We start from the raw sequence: 19,087 nt of genomic DNA, 5'->3' as shown, positions 1-19,087 counted from the left end.
GCACCCAGTTGGCGCGACCCTGACTATGCTTAAAGGCATCCACCAACAGCTTGATCCGCAAGAGTCGCCGGCCTTTTTTATCCAGGGGCCCAAGCCTTTCTCGCGCCTGATGTTTTTTTGTACGCTGTCTTTGGTCATGATGGCGGTCGATGCACGCTTTGATTATTTGAGCCAGGTAAGGCAATGGTTCAGTACCGCCCTGCACCCGCTTGAAGTGATCGCTAGCGCCCCTAACGAATGGGGGCGCAACATCAACACCTACTTTACCTCGCATAACCAGCTGATTCAGGATAACTTCAAGCTCAAACAGCAGGCGCTGATCGATCATGCAGCCTTGCAGCGCCTGGCCACTGTCGATGCCGAAAATGCGCATTTACGCACATTGCTGGCCGGGGATGCACCGATTATCCCGGAAGCCACACTGGGTGAAGTCATGCATATGGGGCGCGACCCATTTAGCAACATCATCACGCTGAACCGCGGCAGTCACCACCACATCACCCCCGGGCAAGCGGTGGTTGATGAACAGGGCGTGGTGGGTCAGATCACCCGGGTGTATCCGTTCACCAGCGAAGTCACGCTGATCACGGATAAAAAACTGTCGATTCCTATTCAGATCGAGCGCAACCAATTACGCGCAATTGCCTTTGGGGAGGGCAAACGCAACACGCTGGACATCCCCTACCTGCCCACCAGCGTCGACATCAAGGTTGGTGACAAACTGGTAACCTCGGGCATTGACGGCGTCTATCCCGCAGGTTTGGCAGTGGCCATCGTCACCCAGATCAAGCAAAGCCAGGATTCGCCGTTTGCCAAGATCATCAGCCGCCCGATTGCCGGCGTGAATAACCACAAGCATGTGCTGATCCTCAAAGTACCAGAGTCTCCGGCCACCAATCCGATGTCCGAAAGCCGCCCCATGTTGCAACGCAACAACGCGCAGCACCTGGATCAATCCGTGGTGGATGTCTTGCAAAAGAACAACGCACTGGTTGACCCCAACCCGGTCACCACACCGCCCGTACTGGATGCCGGACAGCCGCCAGACACCGAAATGACCGCACAACCAGACAGCGCAGCGCCTACTGACCCAGTGGTGGCGCCCACTGCACCCAACACACCGGAGCGTCGATGAAACCGGTTAAGTTCAGCACGTTCTTTTTCACCTTGCTGGTCGGGTTGATTTTTCAACTTTACCCCTGGTCAAATGCGGGCATTATTGTGCGGCCGGATTTTCTGCTGGTCATCATGCTGTATTGGCTGTTGCAAGCCCCCTACCACTGCAATATTGGCTGGGTGTGGTTTGCTGGCTTGCTGGTGGACTTATCCACGGGCAGCCTTCTCGGACAACATGCCCTGACATTTGCAATCACCGCCTTTCTCGGCCTGATCTATCAACGCAGGCTGGTGCTGTTCAATCGCTGGCAGCTCTATTTATATGTGTTGTTTTTGTTTGGCGTAGAGCGCGGGCTGATTTTGCTGCTCAAGCTGTTTGCCGGCGGCGAATTGCCCGACTGGACCTACGCCTTCCCCATCGTGTCTGACCTGATACTGTGGCAATTCATGATTATCTGGTTTGGCGAACTGACCCGCCCGAAGAAATTGTAAGCACATGGGGTATAGCACTGAACTCAAAAACCATCAAAACGAACAGCACAAGTTCCGGGTTCGTCTGGTTTTTCTGGTACTGTTGGTTTTGGCAGCGTTTTCTGCGCTGCTGGGCCGCTTTTATTTTCTGCAAGTCTTTCGCTATGACTATTATCAAACACTGGCAGAAAACAACCGGATTTCGATTGTCCCCATCACTCCGAACCGTGGCCTGATTTCTGACCGTAACGGCATTATTCTGGCGCATAACTTTTTTGTGTATACGCTGGAAATCACGCCCTCCAAAACCGAAGACTTGCAGGACACAATTGCCGAGCTGGGCAAACTGGTCGAGATTTCGCCAACGGATCTCAAGCGCTTTAAAAAACTGCGGGCGCAAAGCCATACGTTTGAAAGCATTCCGATCCGCACCCACCTTAATGAATACGAAGCCGCCAAGTTTGCCGTGAACCGCTTCCGGTTTCCTGGCGTTGAGCTCAAATCGCGCCTGTTCCGCCATTACCCCTATGGCACCCTGGGCACGCATGGTATCGGCTATATCAGCCGGATCAATGAACATGATCTCAAGCAGCTCAAGGAAAACAACCAGCTCTCCAACTACAAAGGCACTGAGCATATTGGCAAGGCGGGCGTCGAGCAGGCCTATGAAACCGAGCTGCATGGCGTCACCGGCTTTCAGCAGGTAGAGATTGATGCAGATGGCCGGGCTGTGCGCGTCCTCTCCAGCGCCTCGCCCACCTCGGGCAACAACGTGGTGCTGTCCATGGACGCCAAAATGCAAGAAATCGCCGAGCAGGAATTTGCCGGACGTCGCGGCGCGTTGGTAGCGATCCAACCCAAAACAGGGGAAGTCCTGGCCATGGCCAGCATGCCTTCATTTGATGCCAACCTGTTTGTGGATGGCATTGATTTTGATAACTGGAACCTGTTGAACAATTCGCTGGATAAACCGCTGATCAACCGCACCTTGAAGGGGATTTACCCACCTGGTTCCACCTTCAAGCCCTTTGTCGCGCTGGCCGGGCTGGAATCAGGCAAGCGGCAACCGCCGTTTACCATCAGCGACCCAGGCTACTACATGCTGCCCAACAGCCATCACCGCTACCGTGACTGGAAACCATCCGGCCATGGTTCGGTCGATATGCGCAAGGCGATTACCGTGTCTTGCGATACGTTTTTTTATGGGCTGGCCGTCGAGCTTGGTATAGACCGGCTGACCGACTTTGTCAGACATTTTGGTTTTGGTGAAAAAACCAATATTGATATCCAGGGCGAACTGGCGGGCTTGCTGCCGACGCCGGGCTGGAAGCAAAGACGCTTCAAACAGCCCTGGTATATGGGTGAAACTGTCATTGTAGGCATTGGTCAGGGGTATACGCTGGTCACGCCCATGCAATTGGCCTACGCCACGGCCACGCTGGCCAATAGTGGCAAGGCCATCCAGCCGCATCTGGTCAATGCGATTGTGAATGCCAAAACCAACGAGGTCAGGATGTTGCCGCATAAAGTGGCGGACCAGTTGAACCTCAGCCCGGAGAATCTGGAGATTGTGAAACTGGGCATGATGGATGTGACACGCCCGGGAGGCACAGCCGCGTCAGTAGGCGCCAATGCAGGCTATGACATCGCTGCCAAAACCGGTACGGCGCAAGTGGTAGGTATCAAGCAAAATGAAAAATATAACGAAAAAGCCACGGCAGAACGCCATCGCGACCACGCCTGGTTTATTGCTTACGCACCGGCTGAAGACCCCAAAATTGCCGTGGCCGTCATTGTGGAAAACGGTGGCCACGGTGGCTCGGCGGCGGGGCCGATTGCACGCAAAGTAATGGACTATTACCTGCTGGGCAAAATACCCGCAGTGGCAGCCCCTGCGGTGCCCGCCGAAACACAAGCACAGAACCCACCCCCAGTCGTTGAGGAGGAAGAGCATGATTAAACAGTGGATCGGCCATTTTATCCGCCATATTGACTCCATCTTGCTGGCCACCGTCCTCATGGTGCTGGTGGTTGCGCTTATGGTGCTCTATAGCGCCTCTGGGCAGTCCCTGCTCAAGGTTAATGCACAGCTGATTAATATCCTGGTGATGATGGGCGTGATGTTTCTGGTTGCAAACACACAGCCGCAACACATTGAACGCATTGCCCTGCCCGCCTATTTGTTCGGGCTGGCATTGTTGATTGCGGTAGCGCTGGTCGGCGATATTAGCCATGGCGCCAGGCGCTGGCTCAATCTGGGCGTGACCAAAATCCAGCCCTCGGAACTCATGAAATTGGCGGTGCCAATTATGCTGTCCTGGTATTTTTCAAAACGTGAATCCTTGTTACGCACCACGGACTATGTCGTCGCCGGGGTCATTTTGCTGGTGCCGGTCTTGCTGATTGCCAAGCAGCCCGACCTCGGGACCGCCACCCTGGTCTTTGCCGCCGGTTTTTATGTGATTTTTCTGGCCGGTCTGAGCTGGAAATTTATTTTTGGCAGCGCGATTGCCTTTGGCGCGGCGCTGCCCATTTTATGGTCCATGCTGCATGACTATCAGCGGCGTCGGGTGGAAATTCTCATCGACCCTAGCCAGGACCCGCTTGGCGCGGGTTATCACATTATTCAGGCCACCATTGCCATTGGCTCTGGCGGCATGACCGGCAAAGGCTGGCTCAACGGCACCCAGTCACAGTTAGACTTTGTGCCAGAACGCACCACAGACTTTATTTTTGCCGTGTTTGCAGAAGAGTTTGGCCTGGTAGGCTGCAGCCTGTTATTGCTGCTGTTCGCCATTATTATTGGCCGAGCGTTCATCATCGCGTCACAAGCCAAGAGTACTTTTTCCCGCTTATTGGCAGGCAGCATTGCCGCCACCTTTTTTACCTATTGCTTCGTCAACATGGGCATGGTGAGCGGCATTCTGCCTGTGGTCGGCATTCCCTTGCCGCTGGTCAGTTATGGCGGCACCTCACTCTTGACCTTAGGGCTAAGCCTGGGTTTGCTGATGAGCGTGCAGTCGCATAAACGGCTGGTAGCCACCGATTAACGTGGCCAGAAACCACTGAAGGACCTCGATGTCATTGTCCCTACAAAGACTCTTTATCGTGCTGCTGGCTGCCGGGCTGGTTGCCTGCGAAAGCAGCATGCCGTCACGTCCAACGGCGCCTGCGCCAATAAAACCCGTGCCCACGCCACGCCCTGCCGCGCCCGCAGCCTCGCCTGCGCCGCCTGCGGTATTGCCGGGCAGCAGTGCGCCGCTAGGTGCACCCAAAGTCATTAATATTGACCCCAAACCCGAGAGCTCTGGCAATGCCACCGAAGGCATTGATCCAAACATTCCACTGGAAACCTCGGTGACGCCCAAGTTGGAGCCCATCGTGAAAGGGACCACCAAGCCTTATATCGTGAATGGGGAACTGGTGTCGCCAATGTCGGAAATTACAACGCCATTTACGCAAACCGGACACGCTTCCTGGTATGGTAAAAAATTTCATGGCCGCCGTACCGCCAGTGGTGAGCCTTATAACATGTATAAACTCAGCGCCGCCCACCGCACACTGCCAATTCCAAGTTATGTGCGCGTCACCAACCTGAGCAATGGCAAAAACCTGATTGCCAGGGTCAATGACCGCGGCCCTTTTGGCCGCGACCGCATCATCGATTTATCCTATGCCGCGGCCAAACAACTCGATATCACCCAGCATGGCTCGGCCCAGGTAGAGATCACTTTAATTGACCCCAACCAGCCGGAGATAGCTGCGGCCCCGAGCAGTGCAGGCGTCGCCAGAGACATTGCGCCGGCAAGCATGCCCAAAGCATCGGCAAAACCAGCTGCCTCACTCGACAACACCGGGGTGTATGTACAGGTCGGCGCCTTTGGCGTTGAAGAAAATGCCGACCGCCTGCAGCAGCGCATTTCCAATGCGGTACCCGAGACACAAAGCCTGCTGAACAAAGTGTATAATGGCAAGATGTTCCAGGTTGTTCTGGGCCCATATCCTGATCACGCCATGGCCGCGCAAGCAGCCAATCAGATGCGTGACCAATTGCAGTTGCCAGCGCTTGTTTTTTCCCGCTAGCACCGTTTTCTCGTTAAGTATTTTTTCTCGTTAAATGATGACCATGTGGCGTTCTTGTATTGCTTTTCTACTTTCCATTCCTTTAATGACGGTGGCGGCTGAAGCCATTACCGGCAATGTACCTGTACCCACGCTGGCGGCCAAAGCCTTTGTGCTGCGCGATGCCAATACCGGCAATCTGCTGGCTGCGAACAACCCCGATATGCCGGTGGAACCTGCGTCACTGACCAAAGTAATGACCGCTTACCTGACCTTTGAAGCGGTCAAGCAAAAGCGCTTGTCACTGACACAGACCTTGCCCGTGAGTCAAAAAGCCTGGAAGGTCGAAGGCTCAAAAATGTTTATCGACACGACGATGACCGTCACTGTGGATGAGTTGCTTCATGGCCTGATTATTCAGTCAGGCAATGATGCGGCAATTACCCTGGCCGAAGGCATTGCGGGCAGTGAAGAATTGTTCGCCACGCTGATGAACAAAAAAGCGGCCGCGCTGGGCATGAAAAACAGCCACTTTATGAATGCGACAGGCTTGCCAGACCCGGCCCATGTCACCACCGCACGTGACTTGTCCATTTTGGCCAATGCGCTGATTCGGGACTTTCCGCAAGACTACGCGCGCTTGTATTCGCAAAAGTCTTACACCTATAACAACATCACCCAGCCTAACCGCAACCGCTTGCTGTTTATAGACCCCACGGTTGATGGCATGAAAACCGGCCATACCGAATCCGCCGGTTACTGCCTGATTTCTTCGGCCAAACGCAATGACTTCCGCTTGATTTCTGTGGTACTTGGCACCACCTCTGACAATGTACGCGCCGCTGAGAGTCAAAAATTACTGAATTTTGGCTTCCAGTTTTATGAATCCAGACTGATTTATGCGGCGGACAAAGCGATTACGCGGCAAAAGGTATGGAAAGGGACAGAAAACCAGGTTGACCTCACAGTGGTAAAACCGGTTTACCTGACGCTGCCCCAGGGTGAATATGCCAATATGAAAGCGAATCTACGCGTGCCCAAACCGCTTGAAGCGCCGTTAAAAGCACATCAAACGGTTGGTGCGGTGGATTTCAGCCTCAATGGCAAGGTGGTGCATAGCGTGCCGCTGGTCACCATGCAGGCAGTCGAGGCCAGCAATATCTTTTCACGCATGATCGATCAGGTCCGCTTGTATTTGCAATAAACAGGCTGACCGTCACTCACTGTTTAAAAGGTAGGTAACATATGACCAAGTTCGAGCAATTACCGGAAATAGAAGAGACCCTGATTGAGTTTCCCACCAATTTCCCGATCAAGGTCATGGGTGAAACGCATGATGATTTCGCCAGCGAAATTACCCGCACCATCCAGTTGCACTGGCCAGACTTTGATACACACCTGATTGAAATGCGTGGCAGCAGCAATGGCAAATACCTGAGCCTGACCTGTCTGGTGTATGTCACCTCCAAGCCACAACTGGATGATATTTACCGCAGCCTGACCGCTCACCCCATGGTCAAGGTTGTGCTATAAGCCTTTTTCGATCATGCCTGCCTTGGAAATCCGCCAGTTGGGGCTGACTGATTATGCAGCCACGCTGGCTGCCATGCAGGCATACACTGCCCAACGCACGACCAGTACTCCTGACCAGCTCTGGGTCACCGAACATCCGCCTGTGTATACGCTAGGCCTCAACCGCCGCGGCGTGCGCCTGCCACAGAATGCAATTCCGGTGGTGAATGTAGACCGCGGTGGCAAAATCACTTACCACGGCCCGGGCCAACTCATTATTTATTGCCTGATCGATCTGGCACGCGGCCACTTGAATGTGCGGCAACTTGTCTCCATCTTGGAAGACAGCCTGATAGAATGGCTGGCCGCACAAGGCGTGGTGGCTGTGGCCCGCGCGGATGCCCCTGGCGTGTATGTAGACGGCAAAAAAATTGCCTCGCTGGGGCTACGCCTGAAAAACCAGTGCTGCTACCATGGCCTGAGTTTGAATATAGACATGGATTTACAGCCGTTTGCCGATATAGACCCGTGTGGTTATGCCGGCATGCAAATGACGCAAACCCGGGAATTAAATATTGCGCTGCAAATGCCTGACATTGCCGCCGATTTAACCCACCGATTGAAAGAGAAACTGACGCATGTCAGATAATTCGACCCCAATAGATGCAAGCAGCCGCCCGGCCAAGAAAGTGGCTGGCGTGAAAGAAATAGACGCAGCAAAAACCTCGCGTATCCCGATCAAGATCGTGCCGCAACCCATGCTGCGCAAGCCCGAATGGATACGCATGAAAGTGCCGGATTCGGCACGGTTCCAGGAAATCAAGCAAGTCCTGCGCGACAACAACCTGCATACCGTCTGTGAAGAAGCCAGCTGCCCCAATATTGGCGAATGCTTTAGTGGCGGCACGGCGACCTTTATGATTCTGGGGGATATCTGCACCCGCCGTTGCCCGTTTTGTGATGTGGCGCATGGCAAACCCTTGCCGCCTGATCCCAATGAGCCAGAAAACCTCGCCCGCACCATCGCACAGATGAAACTGCGTTATGTGGTCGTCACCTCAGTAGACCGCGATGATTTGCCTGACGGTGGCGCGCAGCATTTTGTCGACTGCATCCGCGCCATTCGCGCCCAATCCCCAGCCATTAAAATTGAAATCCTGGTGCCAGATTTTAGGGGCCGCCTCGATATCTCGCTCAAAATTCTGCGTGAAGCACCGCCAGATGTCATGAACCATAACCTGGAAACGGTGCCGCGTTTGTATAAACAGGCGCGCCCTGGTTCTGACTACCAGCATTCGCTGGATTTGCTCAAACAGTTTGGTGAACTGTACCCAACGGTGCCGACCAAATCTGGCTTGATGCTGGGCCTGGGTGAAACGGATGAAGAAATTTTAGAGGTCATGCGTGACTTGCGCGCACATGGCGTCAGCATGCTTACCCTGGGGCAATACTTGCAACCCAGCGTCCATCACTTGCCGGTGTTGAGATATGTCACGCCAGAGCGTTTTGAATGGTTTAAACAACAAGCCGATGCCATGGGCTTTGACAATTCGGCCAGCGGGCCCATGGTGCGCAGCAGCTATCATGCCGACCAGCAGGCGCATGCGGTCATCGCCTAATCATTGCATCAGCAGTGCCGGGTAACCGGTGAATAAAATAACAAGCACAGGAGCAACCATGGTTCCACACTTAACCACGGCTTTAAGCGGCCCTCTCTATACACTGGAAAAACGCGTTTTGCAAGCCATGCCAGATATTGAGCACTGGTTCCGCACCAAATGGCAGGAGATTCCCGCCCCGTTTTATGCCAGCGTGGACCTGCGCAATGCCGGCTTCAAGATTGCCCCGGTGGATACCAACCTGTTTCCAGGCGGCTTTAATAACCTTAATCCCGAATTTTTGAGCCTGGCTGTGCAAGCCGCACAAATGGCGGTCGAGAAAATCTGCCCAGATGCACGCCGTTTACTTCTGATCCCCGAAAACCATACCCGCAACACTTACTACTTGCGTAATGTAGTTGAGCTCTGTCACATTCTCAAAACCGCCGGCATGGAAGTCCGTGTCGGCAGCTTGTCGCCAGAAATTACCGAGATCACCAAACTAGAAACCCATGATGGCTTGCCGCTGGTACTGGAACCGCTGGTGCGCGTAAAAAACCGCCTGCAACTGAAGGCGGCAACGTTTGAAGGCGTGGAATACCCGGCCTTTGACAGCTGTGCCATTCTGCTCAATAACGATTTGTCCGGTGGCGTGCCCGACCTGCTGCAAGGCCTGGAGCAAACCCTGATTCCACCGTTACATGCAGGCTGGTTCAGCCGACGCAAATCGCAGCACTTTAGCGCGTATAACACTGTTGTCGATGAATTCTCGCAATTGCTGCAAATTGATCCCTGGTTGCTAAATCCCTACTTTGATACCGCCAGCGGCCTGGACTTTCACGCCCGGGTAGGTGAAGACCTGCTGGCCGATAAGGTCGAAGCCATCCTGAAAAAAACGCAGGCTAAATACGACGAATATGGCATCACGCAGCCACCGTTTGCGATTGTCAAAGCCGATGCAGGTACCTATGGCATGGGCATTATGAGCGTGAAATCTGCTGACGAGGTACGCGACCTCAACCGCAAGGCACGGAATAAAATGTCGGTGATCAAAGAAGGCATGCAAGTGTCTGAAGTGATGATCCAGGAAGGCGTTTATACCTTTGAAAGCATCAATGACGCGGTAGCCGAGCCAGTGGTGTATATGATGGATCACTTTGTGATTGGCGGTTTTTACCGTGTGCACACCGGCCGTGGCGTCGATGAGAACCTGAATGCGCCCGGCATGCACTTTGCCCCGCTCGCGTTTGAAAAACCCTGTACCCTACCCGACTGTGCCGGCGCCCCCGATGCGCCACCCAACCGCTTCTATGCTTATGGCGTGGTCGCAAGACTGGCCCTGTTAGCGGCTGGCCTCGAGCTGCAAGCGCGGGACCTGCCGGAAAACGACCTGCTCACCGCATAGCAAAGGTTCATCATGAAACTGCTGTTTATTCTTGATCCGCTGGCCTCACTCAAAAGTTACAAAGACACCAGCCTTGCCATCATGCGCGCGGCGCAAGCGCGTGGACACGTGCTATGGGTCTGCGAACAACACGACTGGCACTTGCAGCAAGCCGAGGTCAAGGTGGATGCGCAGACATTTGCGTTTAATGCAGACGAGCACTGGCAAACCGGTGACAAAACCACACAAGCCCCCGCAAGTTTTGATGCGGTGCTGATGCGTAAAGACCCGCCGTTTGATAACGAATACCTGTATAGCACCTATTTGCTTGAGCTGGCGCAACAGCAAGGGGCACGTATCTTTAACGACCCGTCATCCATTCGCGGCTGGAACGAAAAACTATCTGTCGCGCGCTTTCCGCAATTTGCCCCGCCGTTTATCGTCACCAGCCTGCAAAGCAAAATTCTGGCCTTTCTGGCCGAACATCAGGACATCATCGTCAAACCGCTGGATGGCATGGGTGGCAGCGGCATTTTCCGCTTGCGTCAGGACGACCCCAATATTTACGCCATCCTGGAAACGCTGACCCGATTTGAAGCACAAACCATCATGGTCCAGCGCTATATTCCAGAGATCGTCAAAGGTGACAAGCGCATCCTGATCATCAACGGTGACCCCCTGCCCTACGCCCTCGCCCGCATCCCAAAAACCGGCGAAACCCGTGGCAACCTGGCCGCCGGCGGCAAAGGCGTGGCCCAACCCCTGACTGCCCGTGACAAAGAAATTGCCGAGACCGTCGGCAGTGTGCTGAAACAACACGGCCTGTTTTTAGTCGGGCTGGACGTGATTGGCGACTACCTGACCGAAGTGAATGTCACCAGTCCGACTGGCATGGTAGAAATTGCGGCACAAACAGACTGTGATCCGGCCAGAGTGATGCTAGAGGCACTGGAAAAGCAGATAGCCTGACCGCCCGTCTCAACCTTAACGCGATCATATTCCCCCTGCTGACAGCCGATTTTGTTAACATCATCCAGTGCGAGTAAGTCCATCATGACTGCCTCACTATCGTTGCAGGAGTGTCATCATGCGGGTCTTAGTGCTGGGTTCCGGGGTGATAGGCGTGACAAGCGCTTATTATCTGGCGTTAAAAGGCTTTGAAGTCACGGTCATAGACCGTCAACCAGCGGTCGCCCTGGAGACCAGTTTTGCCAATGCAGGGCAAATTTCACCGGGTTATTCCGCCCCTTGGGCCAGCCCGGATGTGCCCCTCAAGGCGCTTAAATGGCTGTTTCAGCGCCATGCGCCACTCTCACTCAAACCGGATTTCACGCGTTGGCAATGTCAATGGATTGCACAGTTTTTAAGCAATTGCTCCTTCGAACGTTATGAATTGAATAAATCGCGCATGGTGCGTCTGGCTGAGTATAGCCGCGATTGTCTGCGTCGTTTGCGTGCAGAGACGGGCTTGCATTATGAGCAACGCAGTCAAGGGACCTTACAGGTATTCCGCACCAAAAAACAACTCGCCGCCGAAGCCAAGGATATTGCCGTACTTGAACGCATGGGCGTGCCGTTTGAGCATTTGGATGCGGCAGGCTGTGTACGCATTGAACCTGCCCTGATTCACGTACAAGATGCGTTGCTGGGTGGGTTGTATCTGCCTGGGGATGAAACCGGGGATTGCCAGCTATTTACCACGCAACTGGCAGCCAAGGCGCAAGCGCTTGGGGTGAAGTTCAGACAAGAAACACAAATACACCGCTTACTGACACAGCAAAGCCAGTTGCTTGGCGTAGAGGTGCAAACGGCAAGTGGCGTAGAAGTATTGCAGGCAGACCATTATGTGGTCGCCCTTGGCAGCTACTCGCGCCAACTTTCGCAGGCGTTGGGACTCAATCTGCCGGTCTATCCCGTAAAAGGCTATTCTTTGACCGTGCCCCTGATCAACGCTGCAGCCGCCCCCGTGTCCACCGTGATGGATGAGACTTACAAGGTAGCCATTACGCGCTTTGATCAGCGCATCCGGGTGGGCGGGATGGCGGAATTGCATGGGTTTGATTTAAGCCTCAACCCAAGCCGCAGGGCCACGCTGGAATTTGTATTCAACGGCTTGTTCCCGTATGCCGGGGATGTCGCACAAGCGCAATTCTGGACGGGGCTGCGCCCCATGACCCCGGATGGCACGCCGCTGATCGGCCAGGCAAGCGCGGCTTACCCCAATGTGTGGCTCAATACTGGGCACGGCACGCTGGGTTGGACCATGGCTTGCGGCTCCGGGCAAGTACTGGCCGATTTGATGGCGCAGGAGACACCGGCCATCGAGACGCAAGACCTGCAACTTTCCCGCTATCTCTAGCAGCGGTCACCCAATCCATCGCTGCTACTGAGTAAAATCACTCAGTAGAGAAATCGTCTGTGCACTTACATCAGTACAAACTCTTTGGCGGTCGGCAACGCGGGCAAATCACTTTGCCCCAAGGCTTCCATGAGCTCAATGTCTATGACTTCAGTCAGCGCGTTGATCGGCAGCGCATTGGCAATCGGGGCAAAAGGCTCTTCGAGTTCATTACCGAGGGCATCGAGTCCAAACAGGGTATAAGCTGCCAATGCAGTCACAAACGGCGTGGCCCAGCCCAGGGTATTGGCAAAACAAAAGGGCATCAAAAAACAAAAAGTATAGGCGGTGCGGTGCAACAATAAGGTGTAGCCAAACGGAATCGGCGTGTTCTGGATCCGTTCACAGGCGGCTTGCGTTGCCGCCAGCTTCTGAATCAATTCTTCGAGCAAATTAAACTGTATAGGCTGGATGCGGCCCTCCGCCAATGCCTGAATCAGGATGCGCTCCATGGCACGTAAAATGACTTCTGGCGGATTTTTGCTCTGCAAGTATGCTTCTGCCACGGGCTCGGCTAACAGTTGCTTGATCCGTGGCAGTTGATCCCCTGGACGCAGCTGCTTCAGCAACGCGTGCGCGTAAGCAATATTGCATTCCAGCAATTGCTTGCGGGCGGCACTGAGTTCACCCTGGGTATCCAGTATCTGGCTCAAGCGTGCCAGGTTTCTCGCGGTGAGCATCAACTCACCCCACACCTTTCTCGCCTCCCACCAGCGCTCATAGCAGGCGTTGTTTCTAAAGGCGAGAAAAATAGACAGCGTGATGCCAAGCAAGGCGAACGGCCCGCCATCAAACTTGGGTAACCAGTCGGGCTTTAAGGTATAAATCGAGACCACGATGGCTGACAGTGTTGCTACAAATGTCAGCAGCGGCATGATCTTGAGCACGATAGAACCTTTGATGATAAAAAACAGTTCAAACAAGTGCGGTCTTGGTCTAACAATCAAGGCATGTCTCCCATCTGGTGAACTATCACACCAGTGATATACTCGATAGTTTGTAGTTTATCTGTCAGTGCTGGCAGCAAATGTGGCGATAAGACATGGAAATGCATGATTTAACGCCGTTTTCCCAGTGCTAAACAAGATGAGAACCTTCAACAGTAACAAGTCACCGGGTTGGAAATTGATGGATGGATACCATGCTTAAATGGAAAGATATACTTAAACTCTCGCGCGAAGGGAATCTGCCCCCAGAACGCAAATTGCAAAAATCCGTGCGTGCCTGGCGAGAGATTTTGGATGAAGAGGTGTTTGCCATTACACGTTTAAGTGCCACCGAGCGGCCGTTTTCATCAGAAATGTGTGTGGCGTTTACGCCAGGGCGCTATGCCTGCGCCTGTTGCGCGCAAACGCTGTTTGATTCTAGCCAAAAGTTTGACTCTGCCTCAGGTTGGCCTTCCTTTGACCAGCCCCTTGCAAAGAATGCGATTGCTTATTACGCCGACGATAGCCATGGCATGCAACGCGTAGAAGTGAAGTGCAATGTGTGTGATGCGCATTTGGGCCACGTCTTCCCCGATGGCAAAACAGAGAGTGGACTGCGCTATTGCATTAATGGCAAAGCGATTGCATTTGTCGCCCAGTAGTTGGCCGGCGTTAAAAGCAAACGGCGCGGTTTGCTCACGCAAACAACGCCGTTTCAGATTCAGCTCGCCATGCTTTGCTGAATAAGCTTAATGCGCCAATCTTCTGCCATAACTGACGGCATAAGCCGCTGGTCTGGCCAGCAAAATAGGATCTTTGCTAGGCGCAATGCCGTCTGTCAGCTGTAGCGGATTGAACATGATGGGCTTTTCAGCCGCTTTACTGTCTGCCACAGCCTTATTCAAGGTCAGTGTTCCTAACTCAATCACCTTGCGGCTGTCCGGCCAAACGACGGTCGCATTGTTGACTTCATCCCCGGCTTCAGCCAGTTGCAGCAATAATTTATATTGCACCGCGCCTGTTTTTACACGCTCGACAATATCGGTCATCAGGTAGTCAGGTGCAGCTTTGTCAGCCGCTTCCTGGCTCAAAAATTTGGCGCCGGCCACGGGCACAATCTGGTACCGGCCAAAGACGGTTTTACCTGCAGCATTGGTAAACTCAAACGCGTTCACGCCATAAAAAGGTTGCGTCGCAAAACTCACAGGCGCCGGTTTGGGTGTGGTCACAAATTTGAGTGCAGCTGGATGGCTGCCTAAAAACTGCTCGACTGGGCTAGGCTTGGCCGTACTGCCCTGAGAGTCACGCACGGCATTGAGCAAGCCCAGAAAGTCTTCTGGCGTCGCCGTTGGAAAAGCATTTACCGAGATACTGACGATATCCGTTGCGGTGCCATCCGGTAATTGAAAGCGGATCGCAATGCCTTTAGGAAACGCATTGCCATTGGCATCCGGAATATTTGGCACGCCGGTGGCATTCGAGTAGCGGACCAACACCGGCGTTGCCTTTTGGAAGTGTGTTGCTTTACTGACCGAAGCCGCCTGTGCAGAAGGGGTAAATGTCCCCTCCACCATCACGCCTTTGGCATGGTTGGCGCGGTAGCCGGCATGGGGGCCGCCGGATAAAGTGGTCAAGGTGTCCACCAATTGTTCGGTCACCGGTTTTTCCTCTGCAAATACCGACGGGCTGGAGACAGTCAATGCTGTGGCAAATAACACGGCAACTAACGCTTGTATCTTCATGTTGAATCCTTTCTATGAAAATTCATATTGTTTAAAATTAAATCGCACACTACTTAAAACACCATAAACCATTTGTTTATGTTTACTACGCTTGATGCTGAATCAAATGGTTGCGCAGCGCGTTTAAGCGCTCGCGTAACTCACCGACCTCTTGCAATGAACAGCCCATGGCACACAACATGTCATCCATAATCCCGGCGGCCTTCAGCCTCAGCTGACGGCCGGTCTGCGTCAGGCAGATAATCACTTGCCTTTCATCTTCGGTCGAGCGCACACGCTGCAAAAATTCAGCAGCTTCCAGCCTTTTCAACAAAGGGGTCAGCGTTGCCGAATCCAGAAACAACTGCTCACCAATATCACTGACGGTACGCTGATCGCTCTCCCATAACACCATCATGACCAAATACTGCGGATAGGTTAATTCCAATGTCTTGAGCAGTGGGCGATATACTTTGTTAATCGCCAGCGACAGCGAATACACAGAGAAACATAACTGCTCATTAAGCAATGGCGTTTGGGTTGATGCAGAATTATTCATATGCTGCGATTATAAATCGCGTGCTATTATATTTTCAACAACTTTTTAATCTTATTTGTTCAGCCACTGCATCATGTAGTGAATGATGAAGTTGGCTTTCTTGTGCATTCTGATTTGGCTCATCTTGCGCTCCTTTAATGTATGAAGTGCATGATAAAACGCTTTTATTTTTAAATAAAATTGAATTATTTTATTTAATTAATAAATAATTCTTATAGACAGGCCAATTGCCTTGAAATCAAGGCCTGGTGCACAGCATTGAATTAATTGAGGTTATCCAGCGTGTAGGGGTCTTGAGGCGCCGGCTCGATATCGAGCGGATTGACGGCATAGTTAAAATCATCGCCGATATCAATGTCTATGTCGTTTTGACCTTGCCAGCGCTCGAGCCAGATCGAAAAGTCTTTTTCTGGCATGGGCTTGCCAATAAAGTAGCCTTGCCCCTCATTGCAACCGAGCTTGGCCAACTGGTTGAGCACCAGTTCGTTTTCTATGCCTTCGGCCACCACGATCAAGCCCAGGTTGTGCGCCAGATCGATGGTCGATTTCACGATGCTGGCATCGCCGGCGTTTTTATCCATAAACATGACAAATGAGCGGTCAATTTTAAGTTCTTGCACCGGCAGTTGACGCAAATAAGCCAGCGAGGAGTAGCCAGTACCAAAATCATCAATGGCCAGATGCAGCCCCATGGCAGCCAGTTTGCGCACCACAATTTCCGCCCGCTCTGGATCCTGCATCAAGCTGCCTTCGGTGATTTCAAGCTTGAGTGATTTGGTGGTCAAGCCATGCGCAGCCAACAGATCGGCAATCTGTTGCGGCAACTCCATATTGTTGAGGTCCCGGGTAGACAGATTCACCGCCAGGCTGATATGCAAGCCTTGTTTTTTAAAGTCTGCCAGCGCTTCGCAGGCGCGGCGCAACATCCATTGCGTGAGGTCACTGATAATACCGGTCTGTTCGGCAAACGGAATAAACTGGTCAGGGAAAATCATGCCTTTTTGCGGATGCACCCAACGGATCAGGGCTTCACCGCCCAGCGCACGGCGGGTCGAAACATCGACCTTGGGCTGGATGTAGAGCAATAACTGGTTTTGCTGGATGGCTTCCTTGAGGTCAGAGATCAGGGTCAATGTCTCGGACTGGTCAATTTCCAGCGAGGTATTGTAGACAATCCAGGGCGTCTTTTTGAGTCTGGATTCTTGCAGTGCCGTCTCGGCGTGGTTGAGTAAAGACTCTTCGTCCATGCCATGTTCGGGATACAGCGCAATCCCCATGCCCGCCTGTACATCAATGGCTTGGCCCTGCACCTGCACCGGTTGCTCAAATACCTGTTGGATGGCATCTGCAAACCGGGTGGCTTGCGCCTGATCGGCATGTTGTAACAACACAGCAAATTCATCAGCATCGAGGCGCGCCACCATGTCTTGCTCACTCAATACATGCTGTTTGAGCACCTGACCGACGTGCCGCAGCAAATCATCGCCAAAATCCCGACCTAGCGTTTGGTTGATGGGCTTGAAGCGGTGAATATTAATGACCAGAATACTCAGCTTGGCATTGGTCTGGGCATGGACCAGCATGGCCTGATGCACGCCTTGGGTAAACGCCAGCCGGTTCGAAAGACCCGTCAACTCATCATTAAATGCCAGACGCTGGATGCGCAAGCTGCGTTGCAACACCGCTTCACGCATGCTGTTGAGGGCGGTTGCCAGCAAGCCGATCTCATCCGTACTGGTCACCTGAATTGGCTTGTCATAATTGCCCATGGCAATGTCATCGGCATTTTTAACCAGCGTCGCAATCGGTTCTGTGGTTTTGCGCGAGACATACCAGATCAAGGCGGCAAAAATGACCACACCAAGCAAGGTCAGGAAAATCATCACTTTAAACAGCGTGTTCAAATCCTGCAGGTAAGGTTCTACCGAGCCCTGCAGCACCACCAGCAAAGCTTCATCCTTGGTTTCATGCAAGGAACGTATTTTAAGATGGTAGGTAATGCCATCCAGGTCGACCTTGTGTAAAGACAGCTTCTGCGCATACACATCGGAAACGGTTTTGACCAGCAGGTTTGAAAGTTCGTGGTTGGCAGTCCCCGTAACCAGCGCCCAATCGTGCTGATGGGTTTTTTGTACAAAGGTGACATCCAGGTGCGTCAGTTGCTTGATTTGCGCGGCCAGGCGGTTATCCACGGCAAACCCCATCACTACCCAGCCGATCACTTCGGGTGCTTTAACCGGCACGGCAATCAACTGATAAGGTTTGCCATCCACCAATTCAAACTTGAGTGTGCCGGTTTGATTCTCGATAATGGCCTGTACAAACTCCTGATGGGCCGCACTGCCAGAAATGGCAGACTCGCTTTCCTGGGTGCCGATGACCATCGCTTCATCTTGACTGACGAAATAGGCGACCTGAGCATGGATGCGGCCCTGGTAGCTTTCCAGTGCGGAGGCAATCGTTTCCGCATCGTTGGTGGCAACGGCTTCCCTAAAGGCATAATCCGCGGCCAACACTTGCGTCGCCTGTTTGAGACTTTGCGTGTTGTGTTGCAGCAAATTGACAAATACCCGTTCGCCGACCTCCATCTGCTCTTCGGCCAGGCGGTTGGCATGTTTTACCAGGGCGTATTTAAGCGGAACCAGACCTGCCAACTGAATGGCAATGACCACGGTTAAGAATGTAAAAGCAATTCGCGAACGAATGTGTTTGAACTGGATCATGCAGTGAGAATGTTAGGGAAGCGCAATTTTCAGCTCGGTTGCGGCCCCTTCAATATTTACCTTTTGTTCTGTGCCAGGTTTATTTTGTCCTGGTAGCCAGGCTTGATAACTGTATTGACCATCACTGAGCTTGATCATGGCCTTGCCTTGGTCGTCCGTTTTGACAAAAAACGGGGTATCGACGACATAAATATACCCTACCATAGAATCATGAATGTTGCATCCTAATGTCACCAATCCCGCCTGATCAAACAACACGGGGTCCGTTGGCACGCCGGAATACAACTTCAGCTCGAATTTTTTGGCAGGTGAAAATGAGTAGACATGGTGCCTCACCGTATCTTCATTCGGAAAATTCACCTTGGTACCGGTCTGGATTACGGTTACCTTGGGGTTAAACATTTTGTTTTTTTGCACGATCTTGCCAGGGGCTGGACTGATTGCCGGGGTTTTCTTGTCATAAAACGCGACGACCGCATCGGTGACCAGCCGGCCCGCAGCATCCGTCACAATGAGCGTCACTTCCGCGGCGTGCGCTGACAGCCCCAGACAGAGTAACCAGAGTCCTGCGCCAAGCAGCGGCCTGCTCAAAAAACGCATCTTCTTATCCTTTGCAA

At 52.9% G+C, this 19,087-nt stretch carries 18 protein-coding genes; 13 read left to right on the top strand and 5 right to left on the bottom strand.

The features are described 5' to 3' along the window. Positions 1-25 precede the first annotated feature (25 nt). The 12 genes from mreC (at position 26) to ACFQ1T_RS03575 (ending at position 12,502) form a co-directional block, all read left to right on the top strand. The gene (gene mreC / locus ACFQ1T_RS03630) at positions 26-1,135 is read left to right on the top strand and encodes a rod shape-determining protein MreC (protein ID WP_379074017.1); all 1,110 of its coding nucleotides are present in this window, start codon (positions 26-28) and stop codon (positions 1,133-1,135) included. Beyond that, the gene (mreD, locus tag ACFQ1T_RS03625) at positions 1,132-1,608 is read left to right on the top strand and encodes a rod shape-determining protein MreD (RefSeq protein ID WP_194749038.1); all 477 of its coding nucleotides are present in this window, start codon (positions 1,132-1,134) and stop codon (positions 1,606-1,608) included. The genes mreC and mreD overlap by 4 nt, the downstream gene beginning before the upstream one ends. A gap of 4 nt (positions 1,609-1,612) precedes the next feature. After that, positions 1,613-3,547, top strand: a complete 1,935-nt coding sequence (mrdA, locus tag ACFQ1T_RS03620) for a penicillin-binding protein 2 (protein WP_275357360.1) — start codon at positions 1,613-1,615, stop codon at positions 3,545-3,547. Continuing rightward, positions 3,540-4,637, top strand: a complete 1,098-nt coding sequence (rodA, locus tag ACFQ1T_RS03615) for a rod shape-determining protein RodA (protein ID WP_194749041.1) — start codon at positions 3,540-3,542, stop codon at positions 4,635-4,637. The genes mrdA and rodA overlap by 8 nt, the downstream gene beginning before the upstream one ends. Positions 4,638-4,665: 28 nt before the next feature. Then, on the top strand, positions 4,666-5,670 hold the full coding sequence (locus ACFQ1T_RS03610) for a septal ring lytic transglycosylase RlpA family protein (protein WP_379074014.1): 1,005 nt from the start codon (positions 4,666-4,668) through the stop codon (positions 5,668-5,670). An 85-nt stretch (positions 5,671-5,755) separates the two neighbouring features. Continuing rightward, positions 5,756-6,853: a D-alanyl-D-alanine carboxypeptidase family protein gene (locus tag ACFQ1T_RS03605; RefSeq protein WP_313985768.1), complete on the top strand. Its 1,098-nt coding sequence runs from the start codon at positions 5,756-5,758 to the stop codon at positions 6,851-6,853. Between the two features lie 41 nt (positions 6,854-6,894). Beyond that, positions 6,895-7,182 (top strand): HP0495 family protein, encoded by a 288-nt coding sequence (locus ACFQ1T_RS03600; RefSeq protein WP_194749045.1) that lies wholly within the window; start codon positions 6,895-6,897, stop codon positions 7,180-7,182. Positions 7,183-7,195: 13 nt separating this feature from the next. Further along, a complete protein-coding gene (gene lipB, locus ACFQ1T_RS03595; RefSeq protein ID WP_313984480.1) occupies positions 7,196-7,810 on the top strand; it encodes a lipoyl(octanoyl) transferase LipB in 615 nt (204 codons plus the stop codon). Continuing rightward, complete coding sequence (gene lipA, locus ACFQ1T_RS03590; RefSeq protein WP_379074012.1) at positions 7,800-8,780, top strand: lipoyl synthase; 981 nt, start codon at positions 7,800-7,802, stop codon at positions 8,778-8,780. The genes lipB and lipA overlap by 11 nt, the downstream gene beginning before the upstream one ends. A 58-nt stretch (positions 8,781-8,838) precedes the next feature. After that, positions 8,839-10,164, top strand: coding sequence for a glutamate--cysteine ligase (gene gshA, locus ACFQ1T_RS03585; protein ID WP_313984485.1), 1,326 nt, complete (start codon positions 8,839-8,841; stop codon positions 10,162-10,164). 12 nt (positions 10,165-10,176) lie between these two features. After that, the gene (gshB, locus tag ACFQ1T_RS03580) at positions 10,177-11,112 is read left to right on the top strand and encodes a glutathione synthase (RefSeq protein ID WP_313984487.1); all 936 of its coding nucleotides are present in this window, start codon (positions 10,177-10,179) and stop codon (positions 11,110-11,112) included. Between the two features lie 118 nt (positions 11,113-11,230). Continuing rightward, positions 11,231-12,502 carry a D-amino acid dehydrogenase gene (locus tag ACFQ1T_RS03575; protein ID WP_379074009.1) on the top strand — a complete coding sequence of 424 codons (1,272 nt, stop codon included), beginning with the start codon at positions 11,231-11,233 and terminating at the stop codon, positions 12,500-12,502. 65 nt (positions 12,503-12,567) lie between these two features. Here ACFQ1T_RS03575 and ACFQ1T_RS03570 read toward each other — a convergent pair whose 3' ends face one another. Beyond that, a complete protein-coding gene (locus ACFQ1T_RS03570) occupies positions 12,568-13,488 on the bottom strand; it encodes a bestrophin family protein (protein ID WP_379074007.1) in 921 nt (306 codons plus the stop codon). Positions 13,489-13,682: 194 nt separating this feature from the next. Between ACFQ1T_RS03570 and msrB the strand changes: the two genes are divergently transcribed. Next, positions 13,683-14,129: a peptide-methionine (R)-S-oxide reductase MsrB gene (msrB, locus tag ACFQ1T_RS03565; protein WP_379074005.1), complete on the top strand. Its 447-nt coding sequence runs from the start codon at positions 13,683-13,685 to the stop codon at positions 14,127-14,129. An 87-nt stretch (positions 14,130-14,216) separates the two neighbouring features. Here the strand turns inward: msrB and ACFQ1T_RS03560 are convergent, their stop codons facing one another. The 4 genes from ACFQ1T_RS03560 to ACFQ1T_RS03545 form a co-directional block, all read right to left on the bottom strand. Continuing rightward, positions 14,217-15,209 carry a catalase family peroxidase gene (locus tag ACFQ1T_RS03560; RefSeq protein ID WP_379074003.1) on the bottom strand — a complete coding sequence of 331 codons (993 nt, stop codon included), beginning with the start codon at positions 15,207-15,209 and terminating at the stop codon, positions 14,217-14,219. Between the two features lie 85 nt (positions 15,210-15,294). Beyond that, entirely contained in the window at positions 15,295-15,747 is a 453-nt protein-coding gene (locus ACFQ1T_RS03555; RefSeq protein ID WP_194749059.1) for a MarR family winged helix-turn-helix transcriptional regulator, read from the bottom strand. 263 nt (positions 15,748-16,010) lie between these two features. Then, positions 16,011-18,470, bottom strand: coding sequence for an EAL domain-containing protein (locus ACFQ1T_RS03550; protein ID WP_379074001.1), 2,460 nt, complete (start codon positions 18,468-18,470; stop codon positions 16,011-16,013). Positions 18,471-18,482: 12 nt separating this feature from the next. Further along, a complete protein-coding gene (locus ACFQ1T_RS03545; RefSeq protein ID WP_379073999.1) occupies positions 18,483-19,070 on the bottom strand; it encodes a methylamine utilization protein in 588 nt (195 codons plus the stop codon). Between the last annotated feature and the right edge of the window lie 17 nt (positions 19,071-19,087).

The organism is Methylophilus glucosoxydans, from assembly GCF_042676145.1.
In the GTDB taxonomy this organism is placed as follows: domain Bacteria; phylum Pseudomonadota; class Gammaproteobacteria; order Burkholderiales; family Methylophilaceae; genus Methylophilus; species Methylophilus glucosoxydans.
Note: the sequence above shows the minus strand (reverse complement) of the source record. Positions and strands in the feature narration are given on the sequence as shown.